Annotated in this window: 16 protein-coding genes; 5 read left to right on the forward strand and 11 right to left on the reverse strand. The window is 43.5% G+C overall.

What is annotated here, in order from left to right; translation table 11 throughout:
• Positions 1–147: 147 nt before the first annotated feature.
• Together RMY27_RS12415 and RMY27_RS12420 are read left to right on the forward strand one after the other, a co-directional pair.
• Positions 148–2,289, forward strand: coding sequence for an Rne/Rng family ribonuclease (locus RMY27_RS12415; protein ID WP_322663543.1), 2,142 nt, complete (start codon positions 148–150; stop codon positions 2,287–2,289).
• An 8-nt stretch (positions 2,290–2,297) separates the two neighbouring features.
• Entirely contained in the window at positions 2,298–2,954 is a 657-nt protein-coding gene (locus RMY27_RS12420) for a ribonuclease HII (protein WP_322663545.1), read from the forward strand.
• 160 nt (positions 2,955–3,114) lie between these two features.
• On the opposite strand, the gene RMY27_RS12425 is transcribed toward RMY27_RS12420, so the two are convergent.
• Positions 3,115–3,702, reverse strand: coding sequence for a DUF1997 domain-containing protein (locus tag RMY27_RS12425; RefSeq protein WP_322663547.1), 588 nt, complete (start codon positions 3,700–3,702; stop codon positions 3,115–3,117).
• A gap of 466 nt (positions 3,703–4,168) precedes the next feature.
• Here RMY27_RS12425 and pheA point away from each other — a divergent pair, with 466 nt between their 5' ends.
• Positions 4,169–5,044: a prephenate dehydratase gene (gene pheA, locus RMY27_RS12430; RefSeq protein ID WP_322663549.1), complete on the forward strand. Its 876-nt coding sequence runs from the start codon at positions 4,169–4,171 to the stop codon at positions 5,042–5,044.
• Positions 5,045–5,177: 133 nt separating this feature from the next.
• On the opposite strand, the gene RMY27_RS12435 is transcribed toward pheA, so the two are convergent.
• From RMY27_RS12435 to RMY27_RS12475, 9 genes are all read right to left on the reverse strand, one after another.
• Positions 5,178–5,825, reverse strand: coding sequence for an LON peptidase substrate-binding domain-containing protein (locus tag RMY27_RS12435; protein ID WP_094349488.1), 648 nt, complete (start codon positions 5,823–5,825; stop codon positions 5,178–5,180).
• Positions 5,826–6,009: 184 nt separating this feature from the next.
• Positions 6,010–6,327, reverse strand: a complete 318-nt coding sequence (rpsJ, locus tag RMY27_RS12440) for a 30S ribosomal protein S10 (RefSeq protein WP_017320518.1) — start codon at positions 6,325–6,327, stop codon at positions 6,010–6,012.
• Between the two features lie 210 nt (positions 6,328–6,537).
• Positions 6,538–7,767 carry an elongation factor Tu gene (gene tuf, locus RMY27_RS12445; RefSeq protein ID WP_069070114.1) on the reverse strand — a complete coding sequence of 410 codons (1,230 nt, stop codon included), beginning with the start codon at positions 7,765–7,767 and terminating at the stop codon, positions 6,538–6,540.
• Between the two features lie 23 nt (positions 7,768–7,790).
• Positions 7,791–9,869, reverse strand: a complete 2,079-nt coding sequence (gene fusA / locus RMY27_RS12450) for an elongation factor G (protein WP_322663551.1) — start codon at positions 9,867–9,869, stop codon at positions 7,791–7,793.
• A gap of 137 nt (positions 9,870–10,006) precedes the next feature.
• Positions 10,007–10,477: a 30S ribosomal protein S7 gene (gene rpsG, locus RMY27_RS12455; protein ID WP_069070112.1), complete on the reverse strand. Its 471-nt coding sequence runs from the start codon at positions 10,475–10,477 to the stop codon at positions 10,007–10,009.
• Positions 10,478–11,054: 577 nt separating this feature from the next.
• Positions 11,055–11,438, reverse strand: a complete 384-nt coding sequence (rpsL, locus tag RMY27_RS12460; protein ID WP_012410236.1) for a 30S ribosomal protein S12 — start codon at positions 11,436–11,438, stop codon at positions 11,055–11,057.
• Positions 11,439–11,570: 132 nt separating this feature from the next.
• The gene (locus RMY27_RS12465) at positions 11,571–11,894 is read right to left on the reverse strand and encodes an iron-sulfur cluster assembly accessory protein (RefSeq protein ID WP_322663553.1); all 324 of its coding nucleotides are present in this window, start codon (positions 11,892–11,894) and stop codon (positions 11,571–11,573) included.
• A gap of 249 nt (positions 11,895–12,143) precedes the next feature.
• Positions 12,144–12,563, reverse strand: coding sequence for a cupin domain-containing protein (locus tag RMY27_RS12470; protein ID WP_322663555.1), 420 nt, complete (start codon positions 12,561–12,563; stop codon positions 12,144–12,146).
• A gap of 254 nt (positions 12,564–12,817) precedes the next feature.
• A complete protein-coding gene (locus RMY27_RS12475; RefSeq protein WP_416212337.1) occupies positions 12,818–14,875 on the reverse strand; it encodes a phosphodiester glycosidase family protein in 2,058 nt (685 codons plus the stop codon).
• Positions 14,876–15,866: 991 nt separating this feature from the next.
• Between RMY27_RS12475 and RMY27_RS12480 the strand changes: the two genes are divergently transcribed.
• Together RMY27_RS12480 and RMY27_RS12485 are read left to right on the forward strand one after the other, a co-directional pair.
• Positions 15,867–20,561, forward strand: a complete 4,695-nt coding sequence (locus RMY27_RS12480; protein ID WP_322663560.1) for a glutamate synthase-related protein — start codon at positions 15,867–15,869, stop codon at positions 20,559–20,561.
• Positions 20,562–20,917: 356 nt separating this feature from the next.
• Positions 20,918–21,661: a class I SAM-dependent methyltransferase gene (locus tag RMY27_RS12485; RefSeq protein ID WP_322663562.1), complete on the forward strand. Its 744-nt coding sequence runs from the start codon at positions 20,918–20,920 to the stop codon at positions 21,659–21,661.
• 167 nt (positions 21,662–21,828) lie between these two features.
• On the opposite strand, the gene RMY27_RS12490 is transcribed toward RMY27_RS12485, so the two are convergent.
• On the reverse strand, positions 21,829–22,737 hold the full coding sequence (locus RMY27_RS12490; protein ID WP_322663563.1) for a polysaccharide deacetylase family protein: 909 nt from the start codon (positions 22,735–22,737) through the stop codon (positions 21,829–21,831).
• Positions 22,738–23,098 lie beyond the last annotated feature (361 nt).

Below are 23,098 nucleotides of genomic sequence, written 5' to 3' on the forward strand. Positions count from 1 at the left end.
CAGCGAAAGTATAATATCAAACCGAGAAAACACTGGTGATTAAAACTGACGCGGAGACGCAATTAGTTTTGAATTATTAAGTAATTAACCGGACTTGATACAACAAACCTCAAACCTATAAGTGCTGCCAATTTTTGAGGAAATTGAATGCCGAAACAAATTATCATCGCGGAGCAGCACCAAATTGCTGCGGTTTTTTCTGAAGATCAAATACAGGAACTCGTTGTTGCTACGGGTCATCATCAAATAGGTGATATCTACTTAGGAGTAGTAGAAAACGTATTACCTGGGATAGATGCGGCTTTTGTTAATATTGGCGACCCAGAGCGCAACGGTTTTATTCATGTTACCGACTTGGGCCCATTGAAGCTCAAGCGTACCGCAGCAGCAATTACAGAACTACTTACACCACAACAGAAAGTTTTGGTGCAAGTAATGAAAGAGCCAACGGGGACAAAAGGCCCCAGGCTCACGGGTAATATCACCTTACCTGGACGCTATGTAGTACTGATGCCTTACGGTCGAGGCGTAAATTTATCTCGACGGATTAAAAGTGAAAGTGAGCGCAACCGCTTGCGAGCGCTGGCGATTTTGGTCAAGCCGGCGGGAATGGGTTTGCTTGTGCGTACAGAAGCAGAAGGCAAACCCGAAGAAGCGATTATGGAAGATTTGGAGTTGCTGCAAAAGCAATGGGAGGCCATTCAGCAGGAAGCTCATTCCACCCGTGCTCCAGCGCTGCTCAACCGAGACGATGACTTTATCCAGCGCGTATTGCGGGATATGTACGGCGCGGATGTCAATCGGATTGTTGTAGATTCTAGTACTGGATTGAAGCGCGTCAAACAGTACTTGCAGAATTGGAGTGGCGGTCAAACACCGCAGGGATTGTTAATTGACCATCATCGTGATCGCTCCCCAATTTTAGAATACTTCCGCATCACTGCTGCGATTAGAGAAGCCCTGAAACCAAGGGTAGACCTACCTTCTGGCGGTTACATTATCATCGAGCCGACGGAGGCATTAACCGTAATCGATGTTAACTCTGGTTCGTTTACGCGATCGGCAACAGCTAGAGAAACAGTTTTGTGGACAAACTGCGAAGCAGCAACAGAAATTGCTCGTCAGTTGCGTCTGCGAAATATCGCCGGGGTGATCGTCGTTGATTTTATCGATATGGAATCGCGACGCGACCAACTGCAAGTACTCGAACACTTTAATAAAGCACTCAAAGCAGACAAAGCTCGTCCCCAGATTGCCCAACTTACCGAACTTGGTTTAGTAGAATTGACCCGAAAACGTCAGGGTCAAAATATTTATGAATTGTTTGGTGAAACTTGCCCCACCTGTGGCGGTTTAGGACATACTGTGCGTCTGCCTGGAGAAATTGAAAACCGATTGCCAATACCGGCAGAGACACCAGAGCGCGAACGTTTTGTATCCTTGCCTCACCGAGAACCACGTCAGCCATCTGCCCGCATTCCTGAACCACGAGAAACTTATGATGGATTTGGGGAAGCATTTGACGGCGACTCGGAATTGAGCAACCTAAATCTGATCAATCATCCTAGTTATCAAGAACTGAATGATAAGCGCCGTACCCGGACTCGCCGCAGTCGAATTGGTGTCAATGGATTAAACGGCAAAGATGAAGCTCGGATTGTTCCCAATCCCCTCGCTTTTGTTAACGAGCCAGATTTAGACCTGGATGTAGAACCAGAACTAGGAGTTGCACCAGAAATTCCCTCGCCCACCCTTGGTAAACCAGGCTGGAGTGAAAGAGTAGAACGCACTAAAATTATCAAGGCAGAACCAGTTAAGCCAGTGGTAGAACCACCGGAGATTAGAACTGTAGAAATGAGCCTCCAAGAACAGGATATATTTGCCTTAATGGGAATATCTCCGTTGGTGAAGTTAGAGCAAGAGGTGAAAAATACCAAGTCTGTAATTATTAATGTGATTCAGCCCGGTCAACAGCCAACGACCCCAATTGAATCAACCTCAGAATCACCTATTGTCCAAAAAGCAACACCTGAAATAATCACTATTGCCCAAAAGGCAACACCTGAAATAACTGCAAGCAAAATACCGACACCAAAAGTTATTGAGCTAGAACAGAAATCTTTGATCGAAGAGACAACTGAACCATCGGAGTTGAGTGTGAATTCTTCGGGACGCTTGTCTGCGAAAGCCGCCGCCGCGAACGAAATCGCAGATGAAAGCGAAGCTAATAGCAGCGCCACTGCCAGCCGTCGCCGCCGCCGCCGTTCCTCAGCGATCGAGGATAATTAATTTGCTTTATGGTAGAAATATTGCCAACGCCTTTGGAACAATCCACTTGGTTGGAGTTTTCTACCTTGTCAGAAATTCCAGGGTTGGTTGCAGGTGTGGACGAAGTAGGGCGAGGTGCTCTATTTGGCCCTGTGGTGGCAGCGGCAGTGATCTTACCAGATCGCGCTTTGCCAATACTGATGGCAGCTAAAATCAAAGACAGTAAAAAGTTGTCTAGTTCTCGGAGAACTCAACTAGCGCAGCAAATTTGTGCGCTGGCTATAGACTGGAAAATTGGGTTTGCTTCTACTGCCGAAATTGACAAGATAAATATTTTGCAAGCGACGTTGTTAGCAATGAAGCGGGCTGTGCTGAAGTTAAAGGTACAGCCTGCACTTTGCTTGATTGACGGCAATCAGTCAATCAAAGATTTGCTATTGCCGCAACAAACAATAGTTAAAGGGGACGAGCGATCGCTCGCTATTGCCTCTGCTAGTATTGTTGCCAAGGTTTGGCGTGACGATCTGGTACTGCGCCTAGCATTAAAATACCCTATGTACAGCCTAGAGTGTAACAAGGGTTATGGAAGCCAGCAGCATTTGCTGGCTCTGCAACAATATGGGCCCTCGCCCCTACATCGTCAGTCTTTTCGTCCTTGCCAAATCAAAGGTCTGAGTGTTGAGTGATTGAAGAAGAATACAGAATTCAGAATCAATTAGTTTAGTAGGGGATAAGCTGTGGGAAGCAAGCTACAGACCTTCTACTAATTACAGAATTCAATTCTGTAGCTTGCTTCCCTGAAAGGGTATTCTGGCTCCTGACTCCTGAATTCTGTTTGTTAACAAATTACTCAGCATTCAGGATTGGTAATTCAGTACTATCACTGTCAAGTCCTCTATCTTTGGTTTGTGATATCACCCAGTAGCGATAATCCGTCAAAAGTTGATTCAATAACCGTTGCTTGACCGACAACAGTACACTTTTAAGCAAACCATTGCCAGTAGCTTCTAAAATCGGCTTAGGAGTAAAGGAAAATGGCGGTGGAAAATCCACCACTACTTCTAAATCAGCTTTTCCTTGCAGGCGAGTGCCAGTGCTAAATTCTTTGGGAGACAAATACCCTTTTAAATTGAGAGCAAAACGCTGGTTAATATACTCGAAACCTAAAATTTCACAGTTGAGCGATCGCAAATAAATTATTCCATTTGATTCTGCCCAGACTCTCATGTCTACAGTAGGTTGAATACTCAATGACATAAAAGTTAGCGGACGCATTTTCAAACGAAATACTTCCTCAGAAAGCTGCTGAATCCGGCTATTGTCAACCAAAGCCTTAACCAGACGTTGAGGCTGACGCAAGTAGTGCTGAATGGGAATAGGCTGCTCTGGAACAGCGATTTCAACCGATTGGGAGGCAGTAAACCGGGTAGCCATGAGCTAATAAAAATATCTGTTTCTTAATTTTAATATTTTTTAACAACTTAGTTCTGATTATTAGAAAAGTACAAAATTTATTGACTAGAAAAACGATTGTTGCTTATCTGCTATACGTCATTAGCAAAAAGTTGTTGCGCTCATTCTATCCTGAGTTCAAGAAATATAGATTAGGATTTAACGCTTGACACAAAATCAAGAATATGCTTATTTATTTGGGTAGAAACCAATATCATTGCTCTTAAATCTTCAGAGGGATTTAGTAAAAAAAACTACTAGGAAATCTATCTGCTAGAAGACTAATTTCCATAACTTGTTTTCTTGGATACATATTTCCTTCTATCCCTTTAGTGCGTAAATTTTAGAGATAACAGTGTTTAGTAAGAGTAAATGTTGGATATATTTGCCAAACCAAAATATCATAATCTTTGTTTAGGCATTAAACTCGCAATTCAAGGCTAAAAGTATGACTTTATCGATCGCACATTTAGGGCCTCCCGGTACTTATGCAGAACAAGCAACTATTTTTTATGCCAACTGGTTGAGCAAAAATAGGGGAATTGAAGCTAGATTATGCCCCTATCCCAGCATTTCCCAATCACTGCATGCCGTTGCGAATGGTCAAGCGCAGTTGGCTGTTGTACCAGTGGAAAATTCTATTGAAGGAAGTGTTACTACAACACTGGATACACTTTGGCTGTTGGACAGTTTGCGAATTCAGTTGGCTTTGGTATTACCCATTGCCCATATGTTAATTTCTTGTGCGTCTAATTTAGATAGTATTAAAACTGTTTACTCTCACCCGCAAGCTTTGGCACAATGTCAGGGATGGTTAGAGAAGTTTTTGCCGACTGTACAGATTATTCCCAGCAATTCTACAACCGAAGCACTACAGCGATTGGAGCAAGAGACAACAACAGCAGCGATCGCTTCTAGTAGAGCCGCTCAACTCTACAAATTGCCGATACTTGCCAGTAACATCAACGACTATCCAGAAAACTTTACTCGTTTTTGGGTAGTAAGTCAGGGTGAACTGGACGCTGGATACCAGGCAACAAAAGCGCCTGCTAGTCACACATCGCTGGCTTTTAGTATGCCTGCCAACACACCCGGAGCATTAGTCAAACCATTGCAAATATTTGCTCAACTAGGGGTTAACCTCAGCCGGATTGAATCTCGTCCGACGAAGCGATCGCTAGGCGAATACTTGTTTTTCATGGATTTAGAAGCAGATGTCAAGGAAGCACAAATGCAATCTGCTTTAGCAGAATTAACTACCCACACAGAGATTTTAAAAATTCTTGGCGCTTACAATGTTTTACCGATCGCGGCCGTTACTTAAAAAGTTAGAAGTTATTTGTTAAGAGTTATCATTTAAGATTTACTAGTTATCAGCTAGTAAATATAACTTATAAGTTGTCGATTTTTTATTTTTGTTTTTTCTTCCTAACTCCTCACTCTTAACTCCTAACTCCTCACTTTTCACTAAATGTATCTTTGAGAACAGCGCGAGCTGCCAAGTGATTCCGAGTAGAAGTTAAAATTTCTGCTTCCCGCTCTAGACGAGTCACAGTATCTTGCATTTCTAACAATAATTGCTGCTCTGCGGCGACACCATAAAGATTACTAGCTACCCAATAAGATAACTCTGTCGGTAGATCGGGCAAATCTTCTGGCAATTCAATATTTTGTTCGGTTAATTTAGCTGACAGACGCACCACATCTCGCAGTAGTTGTTCTACTTCAGTTGATAAGGGTCGCAAATCTTTAGTCGGTGGTTGGTCTTCAATCCATTCAACTAAGCCAACGCGATATGGCTTTTCACGAACATACTCTAATACACGAAATCTTTGCTGCCCTAAAGTCATCATCTTGATCCGATCGTCTGGTAGCCTTTGGTGATGAATGATTTCAGCACAGCAACCAGTGTTTGCAATTGTACCTTTGACTGGATCAAACATCAAAACACCGAACCTGCGATCGCTCTCCAAAATCGTGTTCATCATGATTCGGTAGCGAAATTCAAAGATGTGCAGAGGCAATGGTCTGGTAGGAAACAGAACTACTTCGGGTAACGGGAACAGAGGTAGTTCACGAACTGCAATTTTAGAAGATGATGTCATTGTTATCTTGGTATAAACTTAATCTTTAAAATTTCTTTTTCTCTGCTTTTCCCGTACTTTATCTACATTCTATCATTTGTTTCCTAGCTAAATAAAAGCCCTGAGATATATTTCTTCAGGGCTGTGTAAAAAATTATACTATTGTATTTGTCTTTTGTCGTTTGTCTGAGTACTAATGACTAAATTAAAGTTTGACTTCAATATCTACACCTGATGGTAGATCCAATTTCATCAAGGCATCAATAGTCTTAGAAGAGGGCTGGTAAATATCAATAATCCGGCGATGAGTACGGGTTTCAAAGTGTTCCCGTGAATCTTTATCTACGTGAGGCGATCGCAGCACACAATAGATCCGGCGTTTTGTTGGTAAAGGAATTGGACCTACGGCTGTAGCATTGGTGCGGTTAGCTGTATCTACAATCTTCTCGCAAGATGTGTCTAATAAGCGTCGATCAAAAGCTTGTAAGCGAATTCTAATTTTCTGCTGCTGTAGAGTTGCCATCTTTAATTTTCCAGGTTCTGCGTAATTAGGGGAATGGGGAATGGGGAGAGACGCGATTAATCGCGTCTGTACAAGAGTGGGGAGTGGGGGTTAAGGGAGACAAAATTGCTTGGCTTCTTCCTACTCCCTACTCTCTTTAATTAAAAAGGAAGAGAAAGGAGCAGAGAGGCACTATACCATCTCTGCTCCTTTGTTATGAGCAAAAAGGTGCTACTTGATAATTTTGGAGACGACACCAGCACCGATGGTGCGACCACCTTCGCGGATAGCGAAGCGCATTCCTTGTTCAATCGCGATCGCGTTGATCAATTCTACTGTCATCTTGATGCGATCGCCTGGCATCACCATTTCTACTTCTTTGCCTTCATCGGAAGTGTAGGCTTTGATAGTGCCAGTTACATCGGTTGTCCGCACATAGAACTGGGGACGGTAGCCAGCGAAAAATGGAGTCTTACGACCACCTTCTTTTTCTGTTAGGACGTACACTTCACCTTCAAATTCATTATGAGGTTTAATTGAACCTGGTTTGGCAATTACCATACCCCGTTCAATATCAGCCTTCTGGATACCCCGGAGTAGTACGCCAGCGTTATCTCCAGCCATACCTTGCTCAAGACTCTTCTTGAACATTTCAATTCCAGTTACGGTAGTAGCGCGAGTATCTCTGATACCCACTAGTTCAACGTTATCGCCAACTTTAACTACACCCCGTTCAATCCGACCAGTGGCAACAGTACCACGACCTGTGATTGAGAACACGTCTTCTACAGCCATCAGGAAGGGTTTATCAACATCCCGCTCAGGTGTGGGGATGTAAGAATCTACAGCATCCATCAGTTCATAGATTTTGTCTACCCAAGGATTTTCTCCGCGTTGGGTCTTGGGATTCTTGGTCATTGCTTCCAGAGCTTGCAGACCAGAGCCTTTGATAATAGGGATATCATCGCCAGGGAAATCATAGCTGCTTAACAGTTCTCTCAGTTCTAGTTCCACTAGTTCCAAGAGTTCTGGGTCATCCATCAAGTCTTCTTTGTTCAAGAAGACAACCAGACTGGGAACACCAACCTGTTTTGCCAACAGAATGTGTTCGCGGGTTTGGGGCATAGGCCCATCGGTAGCAGCAACTACAAGGATACCTCCGTCCATCTGTGCAGCACCGGTGATCATGTTCTTCACATAATCAGCGTGTCCTGGACAGTCTACGTGAGCGTAGTGGCGATTTGCAGTTTCATACTCTACGTGAGCGGTATTGATGGTAATACCCCGTGCCTTTTCTTCTGGGGCATTATCAATTTGGTCGTAGCCCTTAGCTACAGCCTGACCCATAGCTGCCAAGGTCATGGTGATGGCTGCTGTCAAGGTAGTTTTACCGTGGTCAACGTGGCCAACTGTACCGATATTGATGTGGGGTTTATTCCTTTCAAACTTTGCGCGTGCCATGAATACTCATTTCCTTATTTTAACTAAGCGTTCCCTTTGCTTTTTGCAATGATAGTTTCAGCTACGCTGCGAGGCACCTCTTCGTAGTGGCTGAACTCCATCGTGAAGATACCCCGACCTTGCGTTTTTGACCGGATATCAGTGGCGTAGCCAAACATGGTCGCCAGTGGAACTTTGGATGCGACCTTAGCAAGTCCCTGTTCGGTGCTTTGGCTTTCAATCTGCCCTCGGCGGGCGATGAGGTCGCCAATGACGTTCCCGATATAGTCTTCAGGAACTTCAACCTCAACTTTCATCATAGGCTCTAAGAGGACGGGTGAAGCTTTCAACACAGCCTCTTTCATCGCCATTGAGCCGGCGATTTTAAAAGCCATTTCCGAAGAGTCTACATCGTGGTATGACCCATCAATTAGCGTCGCTTTGACGTCAATCAATGGATATCCAGCTAGAACACCGGATTCACAGCTTTCTTTCATTCCTTGTTCTGCGGGGCCAACGTACTCTTTAGGTACTGAACCGCCGGCAATTTTGGAAACGAATTCAAAGCCAGTACCGGGGTCTCCAGGTTCCAAATTGATCACAACGTGACCGTATTGACCTTTACCACCACTTTGGCGGATGAATTTGCCCTCAACTTTGTTTACAGCTTTCCGAATTGTTTCTCGGTAAGCTACTTGTGGCGCACCTACATTCGCTTCCACCTTGAATTCTCGTAACATCCGGTCTACTAAAATTTCTAGGTGTAGCTCTCCCATCCCCGCGATCACGGTTTGGTTGGTTTCGGGATCGACGCGGACACGGAAGGTGGGGTCTTCTTCTGAGAGAGATTGCAGAGCTTTGGACAGTTTGTCCATGTCGTTTTTGGTTTTGGGTTCAACCGCCACCGAGATCACAGGCTCAGGAATGAATAGGGATTCCAGAATTACTGGCGATCCATCATCACAAAGCGTGTCACCTGTCAAGGTGTCTTTCAATCCCAAAGCTGCTCCCAAATCACCCGCTCGCAGTTCATCGACGTCTTGTCGGTCATCTGCCTTCATGAGAACTAAGCGGGAAATCCGTTCTTTTTTATTCTTACTAGCGTTGAGAACGTAGCTGCCCTTTTTCAGAACACCAGAATAAACACGAACAAATGTCAGGCGACCGTAAGGGTCAGCCATAATCTTGAATGCCAGAGCCGCTAGGGGTTCGTTGTCATCAGCCCGCCGCTCAACAGTATCGCCATTGGGCAATAAGCCTTGAATTGGCGGTACTTCACTTGGCGCTGGCAGGTAATCGACAACGGCATCCAGCATCAACTGCACGCCTTTGTTTTTGAATGCCGAACCGCAAAGTACTGGTACAATTGTCCCCGCAATTGTGCCTTTCCGCAGGGCAGTCCGAACTTCCTGTTCTGTAAGTTCTTCGCCCTCGAAGTACTTATTCATCAGAGCATCATCGGTCTCTGCTGCGGCTTCTATTAGCTTGGTGCGGTGTTCTTCTACCTGCGCTTGCAATTCTTCCGGGATATCGGTTTCCTGGATATCGGTTCCTTGGTCATTGGCGTAAATATACGCACGCATCCGTACTAGGTCAACGATACCTCGGAAGTCATTTTCACTACCAATTGGTAGTTGAATAGCGATCGCATTGGCCCGCAGGCGATCGCGGATTTGGTCGTGAACTTTATAAAAGTTCGCTCCGGTGCGATCCATCTTGTTGATAAAGGCTATCCGAGGAACTTTGTAGCGTTCTGCTTGACGCCACACTGTCTCAGACTGCGGTTGCACGCCACCCACAGAACAAAATACTGCGATTACACCATCCAACACGCGCATGGAACGCTCAACTTCAATTGTGAAGTCTACGTGACCCGGAGTATCGATAATGTTAATTTGATGATCTTTCCAACTGGTACTGATTGCAGCGGCAGTAATGGTAATTCCCCGCTCCCGCTCCTGCTCCATCCAGTCTGTGACGGCAGTTCCTTCATGAACTTCGCCAATTTTATGAATTATCCCAGAGTAAAATAATATTCTCTCTGTTGTTGTTGTTTTGCCCGCATCTATATGCGCCGCAATACCAATGTTGCGTACTTTCTCTAGCGGGATCGTGCGTGCCACAGGTGCCTCCTATCGTTTTTGCCTCATGATATCTTGTATATTACTCTTTGTTAAGATTCTATACTTTTACGGAAAACCGTCTTTTTTTGTAAATCTACGATATACCGCTTCGGCAATGTGATATATCGCTTTTTTACTTAGTAGCGATAGTGTGCGAATGCTTTGTTAGCTTCTGCCATCCGGTGCGTTTCTTCACGTTTGCGAATAGCATTGCCAGTTTCGTTGGCAGCATCCATTAACTCATTTGCCAATTTGCTGGCCATTGTACGGCCTGGTCTTGACCGAGAATATTGCACTAACCAACGCAGTGCTAGGGTCGTGCCCCGTTCTGTACGCACTTCCATTGGTACTTGGTAGGTTGCTCCACCAACTCGCCGAGCCTTTACTTCTACTAAAGGCGTGGCATTTCGCACTGCTCTTTCAAAGGTTTCTAAGGCACCAGCACCAGTGCGTTCTTCAATAGTTTTTAATGCATCATAAACAATGCGTGCGGCAAGTGATTTTTTGCCATGACGCATGATCCGTCTGATAATCATGCTCACAAGGCGACTGTTATATACGGAGTCAGACGGAACTGGGCGCCTTTGAATAACACCACGACGAGACATACTTCACCTTTAATTCGGAATTGGCAACGAAATTATATGCTATCAGACACCGGAAACTAAAAGCGGTAGAACCCAACCCTCAGACTTCCTCAATTTTTTTCGACCGTTGCAGCAAGGCTGACTTAATTTACTGCCAATTCTTGATTTTTGATTTTTAATTTTGGATTAAAAGTTTTCGGTATATATTCTGATCGCAATGATCTGAACAAATCAAAAGTTTGTAAGCCTAATTCCCTTGTGGGTTCGACCAATCCAAAACCGCAAATCGTTCGACTGAGCGTAGCCGAAGTCTAAAATCAAGAATTGTTTGACTTAACTACCTGCAACGAAATACTCAAGGCGACAAGATTATTAACTTTAATGTTCAGCTGAGAAATTAGCTGTAGATTACAGCATTTTCCTCCTCAGAACTTCTACACTTGCTCGCTTAGTGTAGATGTAGCTTGCTTGATTTTTTGAAACTGACTTTAGCAGCCTTCATCACTACCTTTAGAACAAAGACGGCGCTCCTTCTTTTGCCCTTGGGCGTTTTTAAGGTAGACGATTAATCGTGTTGGATGCGATTAATCGCCTAATCCTATTTTTTCGCTTCTTTAGGACGCTTGGTTCCATACTTGGAACGGCCTTGCTTGCGGTCTTTGACTCCGGCTGTATCTAGGGTGCCACGGATAATGTGGTATCTCACGCCTGGTAGATCCTTAACCCGACCGCCACGAATCATCACAACTGAGTGTTCTTGTAAGTTGTGACCAATCCCTGGAATGTAAGCTGTGACTTCAAATCCAGAGGTAAGTCTGACTCTTGCTACTTTGCGTAGGGCTGAGTTAGGCTTTTTTGGTGTGGTCGTGTATACTCTGGTACAAACTCCCCGACGTTGGGGACATTGTTTCAGAGCAGGGGACTTGGTTTTCTGACGCGCTTGTTCGCGCTCATTTCGTATTAGCTGCTGTATTGTTGGCATGAGTTACAGCGCGTAAAGCTGCTTATGGTCTAAGTTTTAACAAATCCTGATTATATCTTTTTTTATCGCTTTATGTCAATTGTTATTTTTCCTTAGGATTGAACATCTGTTTTTTGACTAATTGTTCAATCACTAATGACTCAAGGAGAAGGAATTGCCACAGCCACAGGTAGCGATCGCCTGGGGATTGTGGAAGCGAAAACCACCACCCATTAAGTCTTCTGAATAATCAACTCTCAAACCATTGAGGTAATTTAAGCTTGCGCCATCTATGACTATTTGAATCTCATCCAAATCAAAAACCTGGTCGTCAACTTTTATTGCTTCATCGAAGGACATATCATAAAAGAACCCGGAACAACCACCTGGTTTTACTGCCAATCGAAATAAGACATTTGGCTGCTTGGACTTTATTCGCCCAATCTCACTTACGGCTGCTTGACTCAGATGAATCATGGAACTCGTTTTTTGCAATTGAATACCCCATCTTCCATTTTACAGATAGGTTGACCCTTGCTGTGCAAAATTCCAAATTATCCAAGGCATGAGCGCGATCGCTATTACTACATTTATAACACTAATATGCTTCAGTCCCTACCTTAACTAGGTAGGGACTTCTGGGGTGTAGTAGTTCGTTTACAAAGACGGTTTACACAAAAATGTATTTAGCTTTGGGATTAAAGCTTTAATTGCGTTCTTTTGGTTTTAATCTTTGGTACGGGCATAGTCATCTTGGTAGCGGATAATATCATCTTCTCCCAAGTATTCGCCATTTTGGACTTCAATCAATATCAAGGGGATCACGCCAGGATTCTCTAAACGATGAGACGTACATTGGGGTACGTATGTTGACTCATTATTGCTTAGTAGTACTTCTTTCTCACCACAAACTACTCTAGCTGTACCAGAGACGACGATCCAATGTTCGCTGCGATGATGGTGCATTTGTAGACTGAGGCGGTGTCCAGGCTTAACTTCGATGCGCTTAATTTTGTATCCGCGCCCTTCTTCCAAAACTGTAAAAGCACCCCAAGGACGTAATTCAGTTGCAGCAACGCCCCTGGAAGTTATGGTTGGAGGTAGGTGTAGAGTTTCAGTCTGTGTAGTTTCTTGATATCGAGCCATAGTTACCTCATTTGAAGACATAACAAACCGTTGGTACTCTTAATTATTGATAAAAAATCTGGCGCTATCTTGCAACCTTAAAAATCAGCAATTTTGTCGCACTTTGATAAACATAGCAAAATCAACCCTTATGGTGTAAACCATCACTACTAAAATTCTGATGTCTACACCAAGTCTTCATCAAGCAAAATGACAGCTTGTTCTAAACTTTAAAAAGTGACTGGAATTGGGGATTAAGTTTTTCCCCTATTCCTTCATTTTCGTGGTTGCAAGAAAATACCAATTCCGTTATGAACACGAGCAGCGGTACTGGGCGATCGGTCGAGTAGTTGCCCTCCTAAATAAAGGCTGGTAGAACTACCGCCATCCAAATTTAAAGCATCCACACAGCCCATCTGTTGCATCAATTGAGCATGTTCTGCCAAATTAGGCCCATAACCGCCAACACGATTATGTGTGGCAGTAATCATCAGTGTGCCTGTTGCCGTTGTGCAAATACCGCTACGAATAGCCTTTTCGGCAATAAAGGCATTGCTGAATTTTTCGCCTTTGGCATCAAGGACAATTTGACGATTTTGGACTAATAGCGGCCCAGCACCGATAATGTGGGGATAACGACTAAAATCAGCTGGAGTAGTGGTGCTGGAAAGACTTACTGCGCTTCCAATAGGTAGCTGGGAAGCAGCAGTAGTAGCGTTAGCGCGTAAAGTTAGCAGGTAGCCATCCTGGGGAATCGGAACCGCTGTAGCACCAACTTTACCGCCTGGTAACTGATTAGTAATTTGGTCTTTTTCTACTACTAAGATAATTTCGTTATCTGTCAGGGGTGTGTAAGTTGATCCCCAAGCTGAGGTGTAACGAGCAATACCACTCTGGACGTAGCCACTGTTGAAAAACAGAATTGGTAGGCGTTGGTCATTTGCCGTAATTAAAGTTTCTTCCAAGGTGAGACGACCGAAGTAAAATTGGCCTGAATTATTCCAAGCGATCGCACCTCGATTCAGAATCGGGCCTGATAACCATTGACTATCTCGACGAATCGCACCCAATGGCAATTTATTATTACGGTTAAAATAACCACCATTAATTCCAGCTATTGCTAAGTAACGTTGTGCTGTTTGAATTAAGGGAGCAGTACCCGCAAGCCCATCAGGACTAGCCCACATAGGTTTCAACGTTAGCCCAAATTTACGAGGATTAACTTCTAACCAAACGACTGGAAAGCGTTCTGTGCCTAAGTTGACATAATGCTGTCGCCAGCGCAATCCTGGGGCCCAAGTAATATCTCGTTCTTCTAGAGGATCGGGTCGAATATTGATAATCAGGCGATTGGGGTTATCTACAGTACTAACTTGAGGCGATAGACCAAAGGGAACGCTCAGACTAATAATCGTTTGGTTTTTCACCACCTCTACTTTTTGAATGAGCGGTTCAGGGGCTGGTGGTATTGGTTGTGTTGGTGTAGCTGGTGATAATTGTTTGAGCAAGTTTGGCAGCAATGTTGGTGGTGCTGCTGGTGGCTGGGGGGTATAGCGTTCTATCAAAACGGGGTCAGCGATTCCATCCAGAGTAATTGTCCACTGTCTATTTGGCGGTGCAGTGGATTTTGGAGTTGGCGTATCTGGATCGGAGGAAGGAGTTTGCAATTTTGCGATCGCTGACCCTTGTACAACTTGCCAGGGAGTGGGACGATCTAAATCGACAATAATCCGAGTCTGTTGCAAAGGGGTACTCGCTTCTGGAGGTTGCTGACTCTGAATAATATTTGTGATTTGTGTTTTTGGGGTAGAAATCAGCAAAGTGTTGCCATTGGTTCGGATTTCCCATCCAGATGTTTGAGCAAAATTGCTAATATCCAGATAGCGATATGCTCCTAGTAGTCTGGTGGATAAAACCAGTGGCGTTGTCACCGACGAAAACCACTGTATTGGTTGCTTCGCTGAATTACTACTGTTTAAGAAATTTACTCCAATTAATTGCCTAAATGCCCCATCACTGATATTGGTTGTCACCTGGCCAGATTTTCCAGGCCGCTGTAACCAAGTTCCTGGTAAAGTACGACCATTGAGGGAAATTTGATTACCAGAGGATGCTACACCTGTTAAAGGAGGTGCAGCCGACTGAGAAATTAATCTAGGTGTTGATTTGGTGGTTTTTGGGGACTCTTGGGCGTTGGTAGCACAGGTAGTGGTTAAGCACACTACTGTCAAAAGTATTGGTGACACAGTAGCCCGGAAAAATCTGCGATCGCCCTTGGCGTTTGTAGAGCCGTCGCTAATCTCTGATTGGCAACAATTCGGCATTTTTACCATAATTTACTAGGTACTTTGGAAAACTATCACCCAAGGTCTAAACTAACCAATTATTTGGAAATATAAAGAAAACATGACTTTATTTTTGAATAAATATGGTAATCTATATATTGGCTAGTTATCTCTTTTAGACACAAATTTATTTAGACGCTAAAGCCACTGCAATCAAGTTTTTTAACTCCCACTAATTCTAACCACACTATATACGGTAGTTTTGGTTATCAAAATTGGATTAAGATATTTAATCCTAACTGAACGTTGCTACTGTTATTGCTTCAGTAATGTCTAGTTAATAGTAATACATACAGCAACTGGTAAGCGGCAAAATTCTAGACAACAACAATATTTGGGAATTGTCAAATGGGTATATATTGTAATACGCTGATTTTATTGCTGGATCGGGATAACCAAATAATTACTAATTCGTAATTAAAAGGGTACACCAGCTCAGACTCAATTTTTAATTCAATGGTTAACAAAACAATGGAGGGTAGAACCCCTCACTGATTGCAACCACGAATTAAGGTAGCGTAGCGTAAAGCTTTTAGCATAGCTTCTCTAAGAAACGCAACGCGACTGCTTAGAGTGAGTTCTTGATTGTCACGAGCAATTACGAATTATCTGGGCTTTGGCTTTAAAAAATAGTGCAGCGTTCAATTTTAGTTTTGTTTCAGGTGAGCCGAAATAGGCTCCATGAGTAGCTAGTGTGCATCTGGAAAAAAGGGATTGAGAAAATACTTAACTTCAAAATATAAAAAAGAAACTGTCAGGGCAAAAATAATGTCTTGGCGGAGGTAAATTGTCTAACACCGCATAAACACATAAAAAACACGCAATCATTTTAACACGGGAGAACTGATAAAGGAAAACCGAAGTTAAAATTTTTTTTCCCTAAATTTCGGTGCTTATATATTTTTCCATCGCTGAATTTAGAAATTTTTTCCCACAATGTAGTGGCAAAATTGGTAACTCAATACTTCAGGAACAGGGTATGAATAATAAACCGATGAATCAAGACCAGAAAATCACAGCGAATATCAACTCAAGAGATACCTATCAGGGGCAAAAGTGGTTAATAGAGGAACGAGATGCCTGTGGTGTAGGTTTTATTGCTCATCGCCAAAATCATACCAGCCATGAAATTGTCGAAAAAGCCTTAGCTGCTTTAGCCTGTTTAGAACATCGGGGAGGTTGTAGCGCCGATCGCGACTCTGGTGATGGTGCTGGAGTCTTGACAGCTATCCCTTGGGAACTGTTCCAACAAGACTTTGCCCAAAGAGGGAAGGAATTTCCATCTAGCGATCGCATAGCTGTGGGAATGATATTTCTACCACAAGACCAGCAAGCTGCACAACAAGCGAGGGCGACTGTCGAGCAAGTAGCTGCTGAAGAGAAATTAATTGTATTGGGTTGGCGAGTAGTACCAGTGCAATCTGATTTGCTGGGGGTACAAGCAAGAGAAAATCAGCCCCAGATTGAACAAGTTTTGTTAGCTTCTGTTGACAAAAGCGGTGATGAATTAGAACGGCAGTTGTACATTACCCGCCGCCGAATTAGTAAAGCTGCAACTAACATCTCAGAAGAATTTTATATCTGTTCGTTGTCAAGTCGCACAATTGTCTACAAAGGCATGGTGCGTTCTGCTGTCTTGGGCAGCTTTTATGACGATTTAAAAAATCCAGCTTATAAAAGCGCCTTTGCTGTTTATCACCGCCGCTTTAGTACCAATACCATGCCCAAGTGGCCCCTAGCGCAACCGATGCGGCTTTTGGGTCACAACGGCGAAATCAATACCTTATTGGGTAACATCAACTGGATGATGGCACGAGAAGCTAGCCTGAATCATCCTGTATGGGGCGATCGCATCCAGGAACTCAAGCCATTAGTTCACATTGATAACAGCGACTCAGCTACCCTAGATAACGTCGTGGAATTGCTGGTTTGCTCTGGACGCACCCCCTTGGAAGCTTTAATGATTATGGTTCCAGAAGCTTACCAAAATCAGCCTTCTTTACGTGAATTTCCAGAAATTGTTGATTTCTACGAATATTACAGTGGTTTGCAAGAAGCTTGGGACGGGCCAGCACTTTTAGTATTCAGCGATGGCAAAAAAGTTGGTGCAACTTTAGATCGTAATGGTTTAAGACCAGCTCGCTACGCAATCACCAAAGATGATTACATTGTTGTAGCTTCGGAAGCTGGTGTGGTGGATTTCCCAGAAGCCGATATTGTCGAGAAAGGTAGACTCGGCCCAGGGCAAATGATTGCCGTGGATTTAGAAAATCATGAAGTGCTGAAGAATTGGGATATAAAAGGACGCATTGCCAAGCAGCATCCTTATGGAGAATGGCTGCAACAGCATCGTCAAGAATTAAAGTCATTGGTCATTGGTCATCCGTCATTAGCAAATGGCAATGGCAAAGGACAATTGACAAATGACTCAGGACAATTGACTATTGACAAGCAAACCTTACTTCAGCGTCAAACTGCCTTTGGCTACACCACAGAAGATGTAGAAATGGTGATTCATCCAATGGCGATCGCCGGTTCAGAACCGACTTTCTGTATGGGTGATGATATTCCTTTAGCGGTGCTGTCACAAAAGCCCCACCTGCTTTATGACTATTTCAAACAGCGCTTTGCTCAGGTGACGAACCCGGCGATCGATCCGCTGCGGGAAAAGCTAGTGATGTCGCTAAAAGTTGAACTGGGTGAACGGGGTAACTTATTAGAACCTAAGCCAGAATATGCTCGGAGATTGAAACTCGAATCACCAGTGTTAACTGATAGTGAATTAGAGGCAATTAAGCTGTCAGGATTTGCCACGGCTGAGTTGTCAACCCTATTTGCGATCGCCAGCGGCCCAGAAGGACTAAAAGCCGCAGTGCAATCTTTACAAGCACAAGCAGCTGAATCAGTCCGGGCAGGTGCAAAGATTTTAATATTAAGCGATCGCGATCGGGTCAATGACAGTCTCAACAAAGAATATACCTACATTCCTCCCCTATTAGCAGTGGGTGCGGTGCATCACCATCTGATTCGTGAGGGGTTGCGAATGAAAACATCGCTAATTGTGAATACTGCTCAATGTTGGAGTACCCATCACTTTGCTTGTCTGATTGGCTATGGTGCTGGCGCAGTTTGCCCATACATGGCTTTAGATACGGTGCGTGATTGGTGGTCTGATCCCAAAACTCAAAAGTTAATGGGTGTGCAAAAAATTCCCACCCTCACCCTAGAACAAGCTTTAGGAAACTATCGCAAAGCAGTAGAGTCAGGTTTGCTGAAAATTCTGTCCAAAATGGGAATTTCTCTGCTCTCCAGCTATCAAGCAGCCCAAATCTTTGAAGCGATTGGCATTGGTGGAGATTTAATCGACCTGGGATTCCGTGGGACGACTTCCCGCATCGGTGGTTTGAGCATTACCGAACTTGCTGATGAAGTGCTTTCCTTCCACGTCAAAGCTTTCCCAGAACTAACGACCAAGAAGTTAGAAAACCTGGGCTTTGTGCAGTACCGTCCTGGCGGCGAGTACCACATGAATAGCCCCGAAATGGTTAAGGCGCTGCATAAGGCTCTAGATGGCAAAAACTACGACCACTACGAAGTTTACAAAAAGCACCTCCAAGGCAGACCAGTAACAGCCTTACGAGATTTACTAGACTTCCAAGGCGATCGCCCGTCGGTTCCTCTAGAAGAAGTGGAATCGGTATATGAAATAGTCAAGCGTTTCTGCACAGGCGGTATGTCTTTAGGCGCTTTGTCAAGAGAAGCCCACGAAACTTTAGCGATCGCCATGAACCGCATTGGCGGTAAATCCAATTCTGGAGAAGGCGGCGAAGATCCAGTCCGCTACACAGTTTTAGATGATGTAGACGAGTTTGGTCACTCGCCAACCCTACCTCATTTAAAAGGATTGCGGAATGGCGATCGAGCTTATAGTGCCATTAAGCAAGTTGCATCGGGACGCTTTGGTGTCACCCCAGAGTACCTAGTCAACGCCAAACAAATTGAAATAAAAATTGCCCAAGGTGCAAAGCCTGGGGAAGGTGGACAACTGCCAGGGCCCAAAGTAAGCCAATACATTGCGATGTTAAGACGCTCCAAACCAGGCGTCACGCTGATATCGCCACCACCGCACCACGATATTTATTCCATTGAAGACCTAGCACAACTGATTTTTGATCTGCACCAAATTAATCCGAAAGCAAAGGTGTCGGTGAAGCTAGTTTCAGAAGTTGGCATTGGCACGATCGCGGCTGGTGTAGCTAAGGCAAACGCTGATATTATTCAGATTTCTGGACATGATGGTGGTACAGGTGCATCGCCACTAAGTTCGATTAAACATGCTGGTTCACCGTGGGAACTGGGTTTAAGCGAAGTGCATCGCGTCTTGATGGAAAATGGCTTGCGCGATCGCGTGATTTTACGCGTAGATGGCGGACTCAAGAGTGGTTGGGATGTGGTAATAGGTGCATTGATGGGCGGTGAAGAATTTGGTTTCGGCTCCATTGCCATGATTGCTGAAGGCTGTATCATGGCGCGGATCTGCCACACAAATAATTGCCCCGTCGGTGTCGCCTCCCAAAAAGAAGAACTCCGCAAGCGGTTTACGGGAATACCGGAACAAGTTGTCAACTTCTTCTACTTCATTGCTGAAGAAGTGCGGAGTTTGTTAGCCCGACTTGGCTACCGTTCTTTGTCAGAAATCGTTGGACGTGCAGATTTATTAAAACTGCGCCCAGAGGTAAATCTCACCAAAACGCGATCGCTAAATCTTGACTGTTTACTTCAGCTACCAAATAGCAGAGACAATCGTAGCTGGTTGGTACATGAAGAAGTTCACAGCAACGGCGTGGTTTTGGATGACAAGTTCCTTGCTGATCCTGACATTCAGGCTGCTATTAGGGATCAGTCTACTGTCACCAAGACTTACCCAATTATCAATACTGACAGAACAGTGGGCACAAGATTAGCGGGTGCGATCGCTTTTCAATATGGTGACAGTGGCTTTGAAGGACAAATTAATCTCAACTTCACAGGTAGTGTTGGGCAAAGCTTTGGTGCTTTCAACCTCCCAGGCATAATTCTGAACTTGGAAGGAGAAGCAAACGACTATGTAGGTAAAGGGATGCATGGTGGTGAAATCATCATCAAACCTCCAACTGCTGCTACCTATAACGCATCACAAAACGTGATAGTTGGCAATACTTGTCTCTATGGTGCTACTGGTGGCATGTTATTTGCCAACGGTCTAGCAGGAGAACGATTTGCGGTGAGAAATTCCAAAGGCATAGCAGTGATTGAAGGCGCTGGGGATCACTGCTGTGAATACATGACAGGTGGTGTAATTGTCGTCCTTGGCAAAGTAGGACGTAATGTAGCTGCTGGAATGACTGGTGGACTCGCATACTTCTTGGATGAAGACGACTCATTTCGTGAGTTAGTCAACCCAGAAATTGTCAAAATTCAGCGGGTGATTACCGAAGTAGGTGCAAAGCAACTGCAAGAGTTAATCCAAACTCATGCAGAACGCACTGGTTCACCAAAGGCGAAGAAAATTCTGCAAAACTGGCAAGAATTTTTGCCGAAATTTTGGCAGTTGGTTCCGCCTTCTGAAATTGATAGTCCAGAAGCTAATCCTGAAAACAAAACGACTGAGTTCAGTTTAGTAAGCAGTCATTAGTAGCTGTAACCGTTCTCATACTCTCTCTTAAGCTATTCGCCCGTAGGAGAAGCTGCACAAACAGATACTCTGCGAAACCCCTTTGGATGGATGCACAAAGCAGTCGCCTGAATTTATCTCTTAAAAAGAGCGTAGAGAGAAAAAATATTCCCCCTAAAAAAGGGGGAATACTCACAGATCAACTTTAGAATAAGAACACCAAAGTGACCGAGCAATCAAATATTGTGAAAGTCCAAGTAGTAAAATCGAGATCAGGACTGTCCTGAAATCTACCTAATTGCGTATAGAAGGCATTATCTAAATACTGGTAAACTGCCATAGAAAAGTTTTCAGGCAAGTAATACTTGTCTATCAAAATGCTTATAGAAGAGCAAGCTCCCGATCGCAAAACTTCTGAAGAAGAACGTTTCCAAGATGATTATTATTCATACTTTGAATCTCCTGAAAATGCTACCCGATACACACCATCAGTTTGGTATCTCGATCAGGCTTTTAAGCAACGTTCATTCTCTTTGTTAGATTTAGGATGTGGCAATGGGGCTTTGAACAAATATCTACCTGAGCGGTGTGACTACCTTGGGATAGACCACAGTGAAGGTGCGATTCAATACTGTTCAAAACTATACCCTAACCAGAAGTTTACTTGCAAAAATTTATCGGTTGCACTCCCAGAATTAGCTTCCGGAAATCAAAAATTTGATGCCGTCGTACTAGCTGGCTTACTATTTCATAATGTTGACAAGGAAACACTAGAGCAAAATAACGATCAAGAACTAGTTCAATTCTGCTTGGACAAACTAATAAGTGACAAAGGATATTTGGTGCTTATTATACCTTTTGCTTATGGGGAACATCCATCTCATAATTTGTATGTTCGGGCAGAATGGTTACAAAACTTGCTAGAAGAACTGCTGAAAGCTGTAAAGGCAAAAATTGTTTCCGAGAATATTTCTCTGCAAATTGGCTTGGACAAACAGGTTAGACAGCAGAAGACGACTCCTGACTGGTTCGTGCCCGATAGCACTACTGACTATTCCAATAAGTATGCTGGAACATATATGGCAACTTGGACAGTTATTGCCTCTCCATCGCTGGGTTAAACCTTCATCTGAATAACCAAGACCATTCATCAACTTTTAAGTTGATTTTTTTTAGTCTCACAGCAGTAATTTGTCTAAACTGTAATCCACAGATAATACATTTTAACCAAAAAATATAATTTTAGTTTGTAGCCAATTACTATTCACTAATGACCCATAATTCATTATTAGTTTTTCTTAGCAAGCAACTTTTGATCTGTATCTTCTATTTCTAAAAGTTCTGGAATAGTCACAAAGCGATAGCCTTGCTTTTTAAGGTTGTTAATAATTTCTGGTAAAGCTTGCACAGTTCTGGAACGATTACCACCACCATCATGCATTAGCACAATACCTCCAGGTTTAGAATCTTTAATCACGTTATCGATCAACTTTGGTACAGTTGGTAACTTGTAGTCTGTAGAGTCAGCCGACCACATCACCACAGCATACTTTTGCCCTTTAGCATAAGCAGATAATCCATTGTGTAAGTTGCCACCAGGCGGTCGGAACAAATTTGTTTTAACACCTGTAACTTGATAAATTAAGTCTGTTGTGCGCTCAATTTCAAAAGCAGCTGCTTGTTGATTAAAGAAGTGATACCAGTGATGCCAAGTATGGTTGGCAATGACGTGACCTTGAGCGACAATTTGCTTTCCTAACTCTGGATAATTTTTTAGGTTCTGCCCGACTACAAAAAACGTCCCTTTGATATTATTTGATTTCAGAATACTTAGCACTTGCTCTGTAGTCTGAGGCCAAGGACCATCATCAAAGGTGAGAGCAATCACTTTCTCACCCTGAGTAAGTTTTGCAGCCTTAATAGTTTGCCCTTGAAAACGTGATGGTATGGGGTAAGCTAGACCCTTTGTTTGTGCTTCTTGCTGCCAACTTGTAAGCATCGCTGCCTTTAATTTCTCAATGCGCTGCTGAATTCCTACGTTTGCAGATACATCCTTGATATTTAAACTTGGTCTACTTTGAGCATCCGAAGCATTTGGTCTTAGAAGCATCATAAAAGCAAGACTAAAAACACCACCTAAAGCAAGTAGCGCAATTAATATTCCTTCTGGCCACAGAAACGACTTATTGTTTTCCACCTCAAAGCTCCTTCAAAGATCGAACCATCACCACGCTTATGACGGTACGTTGTAGCACATTTTTATTAGATATTTAGATACCAGTTACTTTCTGGTAATCATGAAAATTGGAATTGGTACTAACGGGAATTCCGAATTGATAAGACAGACTATATTGCTTTAACTAAAATCTATATGCTCTAGATTTGGACAGCGTTGAATATACAATACTTGGTACTGTTTAATTTCAACCCAGTTATAAAAGGTAAGCTCTACACTTCCACATTCTTACTGCTAGCTCTAAGAAGGAGAGGAACAGAATTAGATAATTAACCACACCCCAAAATCCTCTTAAATAGGAGTTTTGAATTAGTTGCTATTT

It is taken from the genome of Nostoc sp. DedQUE09 (assembly GCF_034530915.1).
Taxonomy (GTDB): domain Bacteria; phylum Cyanobacteriota; class Cyanobacteriia; order Cyanobacteriales; family Nostocaceae; genus Nostoc.

Excerpts from the sequence above, each read along its gene's own strand:
- RMY27_RS12475 (WP_416212337.1), bottom strand. The coding sequence starts at position 14,875 with ATGGTAAAAATGCCGAATTGTTGCCAATCAGAGATTAGCGACGGCTCT.
- RMY27_RS12485 (WP_322663562.1), top strand. The coding sequence starts at position 20,918 with ATGCTTATAGAAGAGCAAGCTCCCGATCGCAAAACTTCTGAAGAAGAA.
- RMY27_RS12420 (WP_322663545.1), top strand. The coding sequence starts at position 2,298 with ATGGTAGAAATATTGCCAACGCCTTTGGAACAATCCACTTGGTTGGAG.
- RMY27_RS12425 (WP_322663547.1), bottom strand. The coding sequence starts at position 3,702 with ATGGCTACCCGGTTTACTGCCTCCCAATCGGTTGAAATCGCTGTTCCA.
- tuf (WP_069070114.1), bottom strand. The coding sequence starts at position 7,767 with ATGGCACGCGCAAAGTTTGAAAGGAATAAACCCCACATCAATATCGGT.
- rpsJ (WP_017320518.1), bottom strand. The coding sequence starts at position 6,327 with ATGGCAACTCTACAGCAGCAGAAAATTAGAATTCGCTTACAAGCTTTT.
- rpsG (WP_069070112.1), bottom strand. The coding sequence starts at position 10,477 with ATGTCTCGTCGTGGTGTTATTCAAAGGCGCCCAGTTCCGTCTGACTCC.
- pheA (WP_322663549.1), top strand. The coding sequence starts at position 4,169 with ATGACTTTATCGATCGCACATTTAGGGCCTCCCGGTACTTATGCAGAA.
- rpsL (WP_012410236.1), bottom strand. The coding sequence starts at position 11,438 with ATGCCAACAATACAGCAGCTAATACGAAATGAGCGCGAACAAGCGCGT.
- RMY27_RS12435 (WP_094349488.1), bottom strand. The coding sequence starts at position 5,825 with ATGACATCATCTTCTAAAATTGCAGTTCGTGAACTACCTCTGTTCCCG.
- RMY27_RS12470 (WP_322663555.1), bottom strand. The coding sequence starts at position 12,563 with ATGGCTCGATATCAAGAAACTACACAGACTGAAACTCTACACCTACCT.
- RMY27_RS12415 (WP_322663543.1), top strand. The coding sequence starts at position 148 with ATGCCGAAACAAATTATCATCGCGGAGCAGCACCAAATTGCTGCGGTT.
- RMY27_RS12480 (WP_322663560.1), top strand. The coding sequence starts at position 15,867 with ATGAATAATAAACCGATGAATCAAGACCAGAAAATCACAGCGAATATC.
- RMY27_RS12465 (WP_322663553.1), bottom strand. The coding sequence starts at position 11,894 with ATGATTCATCTGAGTCAAGCAGCCGTAAGTGAGATTGGGCGAATAAAG.